At 66.3% G+C, this 12527-nt stretch carries 11 protein-coding genes and 1 pseudogene; 7 read left to right on the forward strand and 5 right to left on the reverse strand.

Going from position 1 to position 12527, the window contains the following annotated elements; genetic code table 11:
- Positions 1 to 7: 7 nt before the first annotated feature.
- Positions 8 to 487 carry a GNAT family N-acetyltransferase gene (locus tag N5J73_RS04540; protein ID WP_049449471.1) on the reverse strand — a complete coding sequence of 160 codons (480 nt, stop codon included), beginning with the start codon at positions 485 to 487 and terminating at the stop codon, positions 8 to 10.
- A gap of 133 nt (positions 488 to 620) precedes the next feature.
- Between N5J73_RS04540 and N5J73_RS04545 the strand changes: the two genes are divergently transcribed.
- On the forward strand, positions 621 to 2816 hold the full coding sequence (locus N5J73_RS04545) for a hypothetical protein (protein ID WP_049449472.1): 2196 nt from the start codon (positions 621 to 623) through the stop codon (positions 2814 to 2816).
- A 71-nt stretch (positions 2817 to 2887) separates the two neighbouring features.
- Positions 2888 to 3373 (forward strand): TspO/MBR family protein, encoded by a 486-nt coding sequence (locus N5J73_RS04550; RefSeq protein ID WP_049449532.1) that lies wholly within the window; start codon positions 2888 to 2890, stop codon positions 3371 to 3373.
- A gap of 24 nt (positions 3374 to 3397) precedes the next feature.
- Here N5J73_RS04550 and N5J73_RS04555 read toward each other — a convergent pair whose 3' ends face one another.
- The gene (locus tag N5J73_RS04555) at positions 3398 to 3691 is read right to left on the reverse strand and encodes a hypothetical protein (protein WP_049449534.1); all 294 of its coding nucleotides are present in this window, start codon (positions 3689 to 3691) and stop codon (positions 3398 to 3400) included.
- Between the two features lie 127 nt (positions 3692 to 3818).
- Here N5J73_RS04555 and N5J73_RS04560 point away from each other — a divergent pair, with 127 nt between their 5' ends.
- The 4 genes and pseudogenes from N5J73_RS04560 to N5J73_RS04580 all read left to right on the forward strand — a co-directional run bounded on the left by N5J73_RS04560 (position 3819) and on the right by N5J73_RS04580 (position 9613).
- Entirely contained in the window at positions 3819 to 4403 is a 585-nt protein-coding gene (locus tag N5J73_RS04560; RefSeq protein WP_157804561.1) for a biliverdin-producing heme oxygenase, read from the forward strand.
- A 117-nt stretch (positions 4404 to 4520) separates the two neighbouring features.
- Positions 4521 to 6757: pseudogene (locus N5J73_RS24190) on the forward strand (ATP-binding protein).
- The gene (locus N5J73_RS04575; protein ID WP_049449479.1) at positions 6754 to 7221 is read left to right on the forward strand and encodes a response regulator; all 468 of its coding nucleotides are present in this window, start codon (positions 6754 to 6756) and stop codon (positions 7219 to 7221) included. The pseudogene N5J73_RS24190 and the gene N5J73_RS04575 overlap by 4 nt, the downstream one beginning before the upstream one ends.
- Positions 7214 to 9613 carry a hybrid sensor histidine kinase/response regulator gene (locus tag N5J73_RS04580; RefSeq protein ID WP_049449481.1) on the forward strand — a complete coding sequence of 800 codons (2400 nt, stop codon included), beginning with the start codon at positions 7214 to 7216 and terminating at the stop codon, positions 9611 to 9613. Before N5J73_RS04575 ends, N5J73_RS04580 begins: the two co-directional genes overlap by 8 nt.
- Positions 9614 to 9615: 2 nt before the next feature.
- On the opposite strand, the gene N5J73_RS04585 is transcribed toward N5J73_RS04580, so the two are convergent.
- From N5J73_RS04585 to N5J73_RS04595, 3 genes are read right to left on the reverse strand one after another with little or no spacing between them, the layout of a single operon-like run.
- Positions 9616 to 10308, reverse strand: coding sequence for an oxidoreductase (locus N5J73_RS04585; protein ID WP_164078443.1), 693 nt, complete (start codon positions 10306 to 10308; stop codon positions 9616 to 9618).
- Positions 10309 to 10321: 13 nt separating this feature from the next.
- Positions 10322 to 10996 carry a ChrR family anti-sigma-E factor gene (locus N5J73_RS04590; RefSeq protein WP_049449484.1) on the reverse strand — a complete coding sequence of 225 codons (675 nt, stop codon included), beginning with the start codon at positions 10994 to 10996 and terminating at the stop codon, positions 10322 to 10324.
- Positions 10993 to 11616, reverse strand: a complete 624-nt coding sequence (locus N5J73_RS04595; protein ID WP_049449486.1) for a sigma-70 family RNA polymerase sigma factor — start codon at positions 11614 to 11616, stop codon at positions 10993 to 10995. Before N5J73_RS04595 ends, N5J73_RS04590 begins: the two co-directional genes overlap by 4 nt.
- A 133-nt stretch (positions 11617 to 11749) precedes the next feature.
- Here N5J73_RS04595 and N5J73_RS04600 point away from each other — a divergent pair, with 133 nt between their 5' ends.
- On the forward strand, positions 11750 to 12517 hold the full coding sequence (locus N5J73_RS04600) for a hypothetical protein (RefSeq protein ID WP_049449537.1): 768 nt from the start codon (positions 11750 to 11752) through the stop codon (positions 12515 to 12517).
- Positions 12518 to 12527: the final 10 nt, after the last annotated feature.

A 12527-nucleotide genomic window follows, 5' to 3' on the forward strand; every position in this document is an offset into this window, starting at 1 on the left:
GACGGCACTACAGGAACCTGTGCATCACGAAGACATCGACCAACCCCAACTGACCGTGCCGGAACGCCTTCGGTAACGTCCCGACCACATCGAACCCCAGCTTCCGGTACAGCGCCACGGCCGGGTCGTTGGTACTGACTACGTAATTGAACTGCATGGCCAGGAATCCTTCCGCCCTCGCCCGCTCCAGGCTGTGTTCCACCAGCGCCCGGCCCACACCTTGCCCTTGTTCCGGCGCATCCACCACATACGTGGCGCTGGCCACGTGCGCCCCTAGATCAGGGAAGTTCGGGCCCATCTTGTACATGCCCACCACCCGGCCCTCCAGCACAGCCACATGAGGTGCCTGGACCTGGAACCAATGCGCGCGAAACGTCTCGACGGCGAAAGAGCCGGCAAAGGGCAGCGCATCCTGCATCGCAATGGCTTCCTTGAACATGCCCCACATCACCTCGAAATCGCCTGCACGGGCGGGCCGGATCTCCATGCGTCTCCTGCAGATCTGTGGTCGTGACCAGGCCGGACACTACCAGAATCGAGCTCCGGCCCCGTAGCTGCTTCACGCGCCACCGCCATCCGCTCCGTAATAGTTGAGGAAATTCCAACCTTTTGAGCAGTAAATGCCCCCTGTTTCCGCGCGCATCCCACACCGCTTCCGACGATGGCGCGTGGCTGGCTACCTCCTGCTTGGCATCTACCTGCTGTACCTGCTGGCCGGCAACATCTTCCTCAACACCCCTCTGTTCGACCAGGTCACCAACCGCAAGCCGCAGAAGTTCGTGATGACCACCGGGCCGGCCATTACCGTGCTGCCCGGCCACGTCATTGCCTGGAACGTGCACATGCGCGGCCACGTGAACCACACCGTCTACGTGTTGCATGCAGACCGCGCCAGCGCCCGATTGGCGGTGCTGCCCCTGTTCCAGCGCGAGGTGCGGGTGCCAAGGCTGCAGGCCACCGGAGTTTCCGCCGAGATCAGCCGCGTCGAAGAGGCCATCCCTTCACCGCCGCGCAGCGACCAGGGCTGGACCTTGCGTTTCAACGCCATCCACAGCGACAGCATCCGTAGCGCACGCTTCGGCAAGCTGCTGATCATCGGCAAGGGCCAGGGTACCGTGGGGTTCCTGAAGCAGCTGCGTGGCGGCCCATCCGAACTGTTCGAATCCGAGGTTGCGTTCAGCGATGCGGACACCAGCTTTGACGGTGTGCAGCTGCTGGGCGACATGGATCTCACTGCGCGCTTCAGCTATCCGCGCCACTATCGGGACCAGGCGCCCGGCCTGGCCAAGCTGAAACTTCTGCATGCCCAGCTCGAGGTCGATGCCCGCAGCCAGGGCCTGCGGATGGACACTGATGTCGCCACGCCGAAGATTTCCAGTGCTCCGGTGCCTGGACGCCTCCAGCTGACGCTCCACATGATCGACGGTCAGCTCCAGCCCGGCGACCACGCGCTCTGGCAGGTGCCGCTCCACCTGGGCGACGGTGCCCCGGATCGCGGCCTGCTGGCCCTGCAGCTCAACGTGGCCAACGACCTGCGCCTGCAGGCACGCCTGCCCATGCGTCGCGGCTCGGGTAGCGAAGTGGATGCGGATCTGCACATCAGCGGGCGCGACATCCCGTTCCAGGCGCCTGCCCGGTTGCTGGAACGCAGCTCGGGCACCGTGCGCGGCGAATGGACATTCACCTCGCTCAACTGGATCTCTGCCCTGTTCGTGCGCAAGCCATGGCTGCAGCTGGATGGTGGCGGCACGCTGAAGGCGGACCTGCAGCTTCGCAACGGCGAGCTGATCGAAGGCAGCACCGTGGACATCCCCGCCGCCGAGGCCGTCGCCGAAGTCGCCGGCGTCCGCCTGGCGGGAACGGCCAGCGCCCATGGCGAGTTGAAGGCCGGCAGCCCCAATCAGGCACAGCTGGCCGTCCGCTTGCCGCGATTCACTGCGCGGCCAACCGATGCCAAGGACGTGCGCCTGTTCGACGGCCGTGATCTGGCCCTCGACCTGACCGGCGATGGCCGCCTGCAGGAACTGCGCAAAGGTGTCCGCGCCCAGCTGCGCTTCAAGGAAGCAACCATTCCTGATCTGACCGCCTACAACCGCTACCTTGGCTCGCCACAGGTGCGATTGCTCCGTGGCACTGGCACCCTGAGCGGTGACGCGACCCTCGACACCGACGGGCGCGTCGGCCATGGCACGGCCCGGCTGCTGGGGCGCAACGCCAGTGCCAAGGTGGCGGGGCTGGACATGGGCGGCGACGTCGACGTGAACGCAACCCTGCGCCGTGGTGACTTCAACCAGCGTCATTTCGATCTGTCCGGCACCACGGTCGAGCTGCGCAACGTGCAGGTGGCGGGCACGCAGGGCTCGACTGCATGGAAAGGCCGCGCGGTCTTCAAGCGTGGTCGTATCGATGCGCAGTCGCCGTTCCAGGTGGACGCCACCACGGATCTGGATCTCAGCGATGCACGACCGTTGCTGGCGCTGTTCGCAGAGCGCACCGACTACCCGCGCTGGACCCTGTCCCTGCTGGACTCCGGCCAGGTGCAGGCCCAGGCGACGCTGCGCTGGCGCCCTGGCCATCTGGTCATCGATGGGCTGCAGGCCGAGAACGATCGCCTGTCGGTACGCGCGCGACTGGATCTGTTCGAACAGCGCAAACGCGGTGATCTCTATCTTCGGTGGGGACTGCTGGGTGCGGGGATCGAACTGGACGGTGACCAGCGCCAATGGCATCTGGCCAAGGCACGCGAGTGGTTTGATCAACGGCCTTCGCTGCTGCCAGCGAGCCAGGGAACGGGTACCGCCAGTTCTTCGGACTGAACGCCCCAACCTGCATCCATTCGCGGCCTCTGTGCGTATGCGTTGGCATGCGCATCACGGAGCTGCACGGTATGAAGCGGAGTTCACAGGTTTCCGGATTTCTGGGATGGGTGGCGATCACCTTCGTCGTGGCCGCCCTGGGCGCGTGGGCATCCACATCGGCCGCCAGCTTCTATGCCACCCTCGCCCTTCCCACCTGGGCGCCACCGGCCAGCGTGTTTGGTCCGGTGTGGACGCTGCTCTACGCCATGATGGCGCTTGCCGCGTGGCTGGCCTGGCGCGAACGTGGCTGGCGAGGCGCACGACCGGCATTGGTGCTCTATCTGCTGCAACTGGCCGTCAACGGGCTGTGGAGCTGGCTGTTCTTCGGCTGGAGGCTGGGCGCCCTCGCCTTCGCTGACATTCTTGTGTTGATTGTGCTGGTGTGCGCAACGATCGTCGCGTTTGCGCGCATCCGCCCGGTCGCAGCGGTGCTGCTGCTTCCCTACCTTGCCTGGATCTCGTTTGCTTCGGCACTCAACTTCGCGGTCTGGCGAGCCAATCCCGGGCTGCTGTAACAACGTGACAGGATTGTCTACCGCTCAGGCCTGGGCAATGGCCTGCGGGCGCCATGACCGCAGCAGCGCCGGCTTGAATGCCTGCTGGCCGCAGCCGGTGGGGCATCGCACCACCCGCGCCGCCGTATGGCTGACCAGGCCCTGCCCTTCTTCTGCCTTGAAGACCGTCTCGCAGGACAGGCAGCGGGCGACCAGCGAGTACAGATGCAACAAGCGGCCACTGGCAGGATCCTGCAGTGCATCCACATCCAGCAGTTCAAACTGGCAGCTGTCAGGGAGCATGCGGTACGGGGTCGCGGGCACGGTCTGCAGGTTCACGGGCATGGCATCTATGGAGAGTGGAGTCATCGTAGGGCAATCGTTGTCGAGCCGGCGTGCAGTTCAGATGTACCGACTGCGAAACCCCTGCCGGCCTTTACGCCCGAGTCTGCTAGGCTGCGCGCCGATGCCTACTCCCATCTTGCCAGCACAGCCTGATCACGTTGCGCTCAGCGTCGCGTTGAAGGAACACACGCGAACGGTCCATGCTCGCCTCGACCAGCATCTATTGCACCAGCACATCTTCGCGTCGCGCCAGCGCTATCTCGGCTTCCTGCGCGTGCAGTGGCACTTCCACCACACCATTGCGCCGCTGTACCGGATGTGGGATCCGGGCACGACCCGCTTGGCGCTGATCGAAGAGGACCTTCGTGATCTGGGCGCGATCGTGCCGGTACCCCACGCGTGGCGACCGCAGCCGCATGCGTTCTCGAAGGCGGCCGCGGTGGGCTGGCGCTATGTGGCGGAGGGCTCAACGCTCGGTGCCGCCGTGCTGTTGAAGATGGCCGCGGCGTTGCAGCTTCATGCCGGCTACGGAGCGCGTCACCTGCGCCCGTCCGAACTGGGCGTGGCGGAGTGCTGGAGACGCGAGCGCGACGGATTGGATGCGCTCGTTTTAAGTGCCGACGAGCGCGCGCAGGCCTGCGTAGCCGCGACAGACGCCTTCCAGTTCGTTCGCCGGTGCGTAGATGAAGAATTCAGGTTTGAATGAAATGCCTTTCACGTACACGTGGTGGTATGCGGATGCACACTTTTGCTTCACCATCCATGGATACCGGATGTATCACTGGGCTTTCCAGCCATCCACGAATCGTGAGTCTTGCCCTTGATGCCTTCTGCTGAGTCCGCACACGACACTGCCCTGTCCGGCTGCGCGCGCGAACCGATCCACACCCCCGGCGCGATCCAGCCGTACGGCGTGCTTCTTGTCGTTGAGCCGCACTCCCTGCTGGTGCGCGAGCGCGCCATCAGCCACCCGGGGCTGCTGCAGCAGTTTGGCGAGCCATTGATGCAGCCTGTCAGCGAGGTGCTGGGCGGGGTGCTGGCCCCGTTCCAGGGGTTGTTCCAGCAGGCCATGGTCGGCAGTAGTGCCCACGTCGGTGCCGTGCATCTGGACGGCCACGGCCGGCATCAGTTGCTGGTGCACCGTTCGGCCACCGATCTGTTGGTCGAGCTGGAAGCACCGGTCCTGGGCCAGCCGGGCTCACTGGAAGAGTTGTATCCGGCCATCCGCGAACTGATGACCGGCATTGAATCGGCGGCGACGGTGGAAGACCTGTGCACGCTGGCCGCCGCGCACATGCGCCGGCTCACCGGCTTCGACCGCACCCTGGTCTATCAGTTCGATGCTGGCTGGAACGGCATGGTGGTGGCGGAGGATGGCAACGGCCTGTTGCCGTCCTACCTGGACCTGCGCTTCCCCGAATCGGACATTCCCGCGCAGGCCCGCGAACTCTACCTCCGCAACCGGGTCCGCCTGATCGCGGACAACAACTACACCCCTGCCCCGCTGATGCGGGCCGAGGACCATCGCGACGCGCCGCCCACCGACCTGAGCCTGGCGGTGCTGCGCAGCGTCTCGCCGGTGCACCTGCACTACAGCGCAACATGGGTACCGGCGCGTCGATGTCGGTGTCGCTGGTGCATGAAGGTCGCTTGTGGGGCCTGGTGTCCTGCCACACCGTGCAGCCGCGCCGCCTGCCCTACCACGTGCGCACTGCCTGCGAGTTCATGGGCCAGATCCTGTCGCTGCAGATTGCGTTGAAGGAGCGTGCGCGTGCGATCGAAGAGCGCGTTGCCCGTCGCTCGATACTGGTCAAACTACTGGGTCGCATGGCCGGCGACGAAGAATTCATGGCGGCCCTGCGCCAGGACGAAGCCAGCCTGCTGTCGCTGACTGGCGCGGCCGGCGCAGCGATCGTGCACAAGGGCGAGTGCCTGCGTGTCGGCCAGTGCCCTTCCGCCAGCGACGTGCTGGCCCTGGCGAATTGGCTGGCCACGCAGCAGGCCGGCCAGGAAACCTACTGCACCGACCACCTGGCAGCCGACTGGCCGCCTGCCGCGCACTTGGCCGACGTAGCCAGCGGCTTGCTGGCGGTGTCCATTTCGCAGTTGCATGACAGTTACCTGATGTGGTTCCGGCCGGAAGTGGTGCGCACCGTGCGATGGGGTGGCGATCCCCGCAAGGAAGCAGCACCGGGCGTGGCGCTGTCCCCGCGCAACTCGTTCGAGGCCTGGAAGGAGACCGTGCAGCAGCGCAGCCTGCCGTGGAGCGACGCTGACTGCGACGCGGCACACGAGATGCGCACGGCCATCGTCGATATCGTGTTGCGCAAGGCCGAGGAAATGGCCGAACTGAACGAGCAGCTGCTCCGCAGCAACAAGGAACTGGAAGCCTTCTCCTATTCGGTCAGCCACGACCTGCGCGCTCCGTTCCGTCACATTGTCGGCTATTCCGAGCTGCTGGGCAGCTCGGCGGGCGAGCGCCTGAACGATACCGAGCGCCGATTCCTGGACACGATCGTGGAATCGGCCAAGTCCGCCGGAACACTGGTGGATGACCTGCTCAGCTTCTCGCAGATGGGGCGCTCCACGCTGGGGCGTGTGCGGCTGGACATGAGCGCGCTGGCCGAAGATGTGCGCCGGAGCCTGGCCCTGGACTACACCGGCCGCGACGTGCAGTGGACGCTCGCACCGCTGCCGGAGGTCGAGGCCGATCCGACGATGCTGCGCCTGGTATGGCAGAACCTGCTGGCCAACGCGATCAAGTTCACCCGCGAGCGCGAACACGCGGTGATCGAGGTTGGTCACGAGCGAAACGACGACGAAGACCACTTCTTCGTGCGCGACAACGGCTGCGGCTTCGACATGCGCTACGTGGACAAGCTGTTCGGCGTGTTCCAGCGCCTGCACCACGTCGAAGAGTTCGAAGGCACCGGCATCGGCCTGGCCAATGTCCGCCGCATCATCGGCCGCCATGGCGGCCGTACCTGGGCCGAGGGCGAGCCCGGCAAGGGCGCCACGATCCATTTCACCCTACCCCGCTTCACAGGAGAACACCCATGAGGGACCTGCGGCCGATCCTCCTGGTAGAGGACAGCCCCAAGGATGCAGAGCTGACGATGGCCGCGTTGTCACGCTGCCAGTTGCTGAACGACGTCATCCATGTACGCGACGGCGCCGAGGCGCTGGATTACCTGCGCTGCGAAGGCAAGTTCGCCGGCGCCATGCACGGCGGCCCGGTGGTGGTGCTGCTGGACCTGAAGCTGCCCAAGGTCAATGGCCTTGAAGTACTGGAGCAGGTGCGTGGCGACCGGCAGCTGAGCAGCACCCCGGTGGTGATGCTGACCTCCTCGCGCGAGGAGCAGGACCTGGTTCGCAGCTACGAGCTGGGCGTGAATGCCTTCGTGGTCAAGCCGGTCGACTTCAAGGAGTTTTTCGACGCCATCCAAGGGCTGGGCATGTTCTGGGGCATCACCAACCAGCCACCGCCGCATCGGCCCAACGGCTCGGGGCAGCACAATGCGTGATGGATCGCGCCGCAGCGAGCGCCTGCGCATCCTCATGCTGGAGGACAGCGCGCTTGATGCGGAGCTGATCAGCGCCCAGCTGCAGCGTGCCGGCCTCGATTTCGAGGCTGAGCGCCTGTGGACCCGCAACGCCTTCATCGAGGCCATCGACAGCCGGCCGTTCGACGTGATCCTGGCCGATCATGTGCTGCCGGGATTCGACGGCGATGCCGCCCTCGCGCTGGCACGCGAGCGGGTTCCGCAGACCCCCTTCATCTTCGTCTCCGGCACGCTGACCGAAGAGCTGGCCGTGCAGGCGTTGACCCGCGGCGCGCGCGACTACGTTGTCAAGCAGCGCCTGCAGCGGCTGCCCGACGCGATCCGTCGTGCACGGCAGGAGGCCCATGAACGCACCCAGCTTGTGCGGGCCCAGGTTGCGCTGAACGATAGCCAGGCACAGCTGCAGCAGGTGACCGATGCGGTTCCGGCGCTGATCGCCCAGCTCGACAACGCGCATCGCTACCGGTTCGCCAACAAGGCGTTCCTGGACTGGCATGGATTCAGCCTGGCCGAGCTGCTGGGCCGGACAGCACGCGATGTCAGCGGCATTTCCGCCTTCGAACGCGCCCTGCCGAGCCTGGAACGGGTACTGCAGGGCGAACGCACCAGCTTCCAGGTCGAGCTGGTGCACCGCAGCGGCCAATCACGATTCGTGCAGATGGACTGCGTGCCTGAGCATGCGGCCGACGGCAGCGTGGCCGGCTACATCTGCCTGGGTAGCGACGTCTCGCAGCTGAAACAGGCCGAGCTGGCCCTGCGCGAGGACAACCAGCTGCTCGAGCAGCAGGTGCAGGCGCGCACAGCCGAGTTGCGCGCCAGCAAGCGGCGCCTGCAGGCGATCTTCGAATCCAGCTTCCAGCATCAGATGCTGCTGGATCTGTCCGGGCGCGTGATGGATGCCAATGACGCGTCACTGGCCGCAGTGCTGGCGGACAAGAAGGACGTGGTTGGCCAACGCTTCGGTGAATCGCTCTGGTTCGCCACAACCGATGGCATCGGCGCGCTGATCGATCGGGCCGTTGCTGCAGCCGTGCAGGGCCGTAGTTCGCTGCATTCACTGGAGCTGGAACTCCCGACCGGGCCGCGCAGCTTCGATTTTTCGTTCCGCCCGCTGCTGGATGCCGAAGGCGTGGTCACCGCCGTGGTCTCCGAGGCTGTGGAAACGACGGCGCGCCTCCAGGCCGAACATGCACTGCGCCAATCACAGAAGATCGAGGCGGTCGGCCAGCTCACCGGCGGCATCGCGCATGATTTCAACAACATCCTGACGGTCATCTCCGGCAACGTCGAGCACGCCATGCTGCTGAATGAGCGCGCGGGCGAAGCCGGGGCGATGGTCAGCCGGGCGCTGGACAACGCGCTGAAGGGTGTCGGGCGTGCCGCCAGCCTGACCCAGCGCCTGCTGGCGTTTGCCCGACGCCAGCCGCTGCACAGCCAGGCCGCCAACCTCCACGAGCGCCTGCTGGACATGCACGACATGCTGCAGCGTGCACTGGGTGAGCTGGTGCAGCTGGAGATCCGCAGCGCCGAGGACATCTGGTGCGTGGAGATCGACATCAGCCAGCTGGAGGCCTCCGTACTGAACCTGGCGGTGAATGCCCGCGATGCGATGCCGCATGGCGGCCGGCTGGTGATCGAGGTCGACAACAGTCACCTCGATCACGACTACGCCGCCCTGTTCCCGGATGCAACACCGGGCGAGTACGTGATGTTGCGGGTGCGGGACAACGGCCACGGCATGGATGCGGCGACCCTGGCCCGCGTGTTCGAACCGTTCTTCACGACCAAGCAGGTCGGCCGCGGCACCGGGCTGGGTCTGTCGATGGTGCATGGGTTCGTCAAGCAGTCCGGCGGCCACGTGCTGATCGATTCGGTGGAAGGCGGTGGCACCAGCATCACCATGATGTTTCCGCGCTCACCGCTGGCCCTGCCCTGCGAAGCACGCACCCCGCAGACCGGTCTGGCGGGTTACTCACCGCGAGAGGAAACCATTCTGGTGGCCGAGGACAACGACGATGTCCGCGCCCACACGGTGGATTCGCTGCGGCTGCTCGGCTACCGCGTGCTGGAAGCCCACGACGGCCCCTCCGCGCTGCGGCTGCTGGAACGCCCCGATACCAGGGTGAACCTGTTGTTCTCGGACGTGGTGATGCCCGGCATGTCGGGCTGGGAGCTGGTGCGTGAAGTCCGTGAACGCTGGCCGGAAGTTGCCGTGCTGTTCACCTCGGGCTATCCACGTGACCATGACCAGGCGGGCAGCCAGGGACGCGCGGTTGCGCTGCTGCCGAAGCCGTTTACTCGCAGTGACCTGGCGACCGCGGTGCGCACCGCGCTGGAGGCCGCGCCACACTGAGGTCAGGCCCCCGGATCGCGTTCGCCAGCTGCGATCCAGTTGATGTCCGCGCACTCCACCGTTGCCGGCGGATGCTCTCTGCCGGCCAGCGCGATCATCGCCTGACCGAGAGCCAGATTGCTGGTCATCAACGATGGCGTAATCGCGCCGGCCAGCTTCATCAACGGCGCGCCGCCCCAGTACAGGGGCTTCAGCAGGGCATGACGGGTGCCGGTGCCCGGGACCGGCCTGACGCCCCCCGGGCGCAGCATCACGGTACGCACCGGCAGGGCCTGCAATGCCACCTCGGTCTCGCCCTTCACCCTCAGCGGCATCAATCGACTCGTAGGGTCCGCACCGGCACCTGATACATACAGGAAGCAGCCTTGCGGGTTCACGGCAGCCCACGCGCGGGCCACGCCCAGCGTGGTGTCCAGGGTCACGCGCCGATACTCGCCCTCGGCCGTGCCGACCGGCGGTGCTCCAGCACAGTAGAAGCAGGCATCGAACCCGGCCAGTTCATAAGGCCGTGCGTCGATACGCAGGAAGTCCGGGACGATCAGTTCGCTGCCGGGCCCGCTCAGACTGCCTGGGCGTCGCACCAGCGCGGTCAGTCCGGCGACCTCCGGCGAGCGCTGGCAGGCCAGCGCCACGCCCTGCCCCACCAGGCCGGCGGCGCCGGTCAACAGAATCCGTAGTGCACCCGTCCCGGCCATCGTCACACCCGCCCTAGAGCTTCACAAACCGCTGCACCTTCCGCGCCAGCCAACCACTGAACACCAGCGGCGCATCCAGCGCCGACACGCAGATGCACGGCACCCCTGGCGCGGTCACCGGTTGATGCTCCACATCTTCATCCAGGTCCGCAACATCGCCCGGCGCGAACAGCCCCAGCGCATCGTTGTATGAACCCCGCAGAATCTGGGTCAGTTCGCTGCGGCCATGGCTGTGCATGGGAAGGCACTTGCCCGGCGCGATCTTCAGCATGATCAGCGAGGGCATCTGCTCGGCACGGATGCAATGCACACCCGGCGCCATCCAGCGCCAATGCAGTCCGCTGAGCGACGCACCGAAGTAGGGATGCAGCGAGGCCGGGAGATGATCCGGATCGGCCTCAGGCCGCTCCTTCGACACGGGGCGTACGACCCCAGCCATGGTCATCGGCGCTTCCGTGGCCAGTTGCATCAGCATCGCCTCGCGCAACTTTTCGCGCCGCGCGTCGGCGGCAGGCGGCTGCGTCTGCTCCAGCAACACCGAGCCGATAGCCTCTGCCTCGTGCAGTCGCTGACGGCAATGCGGGCACTGCTCCAGGTGGGCACCGGCCACGATGCTCAACGGCGCCGGCAGCGCGCCTGCGGCATAGCTCATGAGGGTGGATTCGTGCAGGTGGTGGTGCGGGCTCACAGCGCACCTCCCACTTTGGCCTGCAGCTGCAGGAACGCACGCCGCAGGTGTGACTTCACCGTCCCCAACGGCATGCCCAGCGCCTCGGCAATCTCGCTGTGGCTCTTGGCTTCGAAGTAGGACATCCGCACCAGCCGCGCCTGCACCGCGGGCAGCTCGTTGATGCGCTGGCGCAGCCGTGCCTGGTCTGCGAACTGCTCTGCGCTGCTGCGCTCGATCACGTCCAGTGTGGCGGCGTCCTCCACCGCTGACTGCACCTGCATCCAGCTTCGCTCGCGACGGATGCGATCGATATGCAGGTTCCGCGCAATCCGGTACAGCCACGTACTCAGCGCGCCCTGTGCCGCATCGTAGTCGGCCGCTCGCAGCCACAGGCGCAGCAGGCATTCCTGCGCCAGTTCCTCGGCAACCGCATCCGGTGCACCCAAGCCGCGCAGGTACACGCACAGCCGCGGCATGAAGTAGTCGTAGATCCGCATGAAACAGTCGCGGTCGCGCAGGCGCGCTACGCCATCCATGTCCCCGGCCCAGTTCGTCGGCTCGCTGCTCGGCTGCTGGGAACTGGACACGGTGCGTGCGGTATCGAAGTTGAGGAGAGTGCTGGCGGCGTCAGGGTACATCGGCGTTCGCGGCGGGCGGGTGAAGGTCTGTCCTCTGTACGCGCGGGGGCAGCAATTGGATGCAGCCGGAACTGCGCATCCAACCGGCCGCCCCCGCCGTATCAACTGAGCCCTCCACCTCCGGATGAAGACCATGCGCACTGCCTGGCTGCTGCTGTGCCTGCCCCATGCCGCGCTGGCGGCACCCTGGCTGCGAAGTGAGGGCGTGGCTACCTCCGCGCAGGGCGACATCCTCTACCGTGAAGTGCACTGGCGGCGAGAGGCAACGGAGGGCGCCGAGCGCTGGGTGCTGTACCAGTGCCCGGATGGCCAGCCCTTCGCCCGCAAGCATCTGCCCGCCAGTGCCCGCCCGCAGGCACGGGGTTACTCGCTGGAAGACCGCCGCAGCGGCCAGACCGCTGTAGTCGATGCCACTGGCGACTCGGTATCGATTGCCTGGAAGGAGGATGCCGCCAGCGAGCTGCGGCGTCGCCAGCTTGAACTGCCGCCGGACGCGGTGATCGATGCAGGGTTCGACGCCGCGGTGCGCGCGCACTGGTCGGCGCTGCTGCGCGGCGAACGCATCAGCCTGCCCTTCCTGGTGCCGGGACGGCAGCGCTATTTCCCGGTGCAGGTGCGGCGCATCGGTCCGGTACGTTGGCAGGGTATCGATGGCCAATCGATCGACGTCAGTCTGGACACCTGGTACGGCGGCGTCGCGCCCCGCCTGTCACTGCTCTATGCCAACGCGGACCGTCGCTTGCTGGAGTTCCGAGGCACCAGCAACCTGCGTGATGCCCGCGGCAGCTACCCGCCGGTGACGGTGCGCTTCAGCTCGCCAGCTGCCGAGCGACCGGCAAGCGACTGGCAGCGGGTATGGACGCAGCCCTTGGTTGACCGCTGCACCGTGACGCCCGGGTGAAGGCTAAATT

This window comes from Stenotrophomonas sp. GD03654 (genome assembly GCF_029845105.1).
GTDB classification, from domain to species: Bacteria; Pseudomonadota; Gammaproteobacteria; order Xanthomonadales; family Xanthomonadaceae; genus Stenotrophomonas; species Stenotrophomonas africana.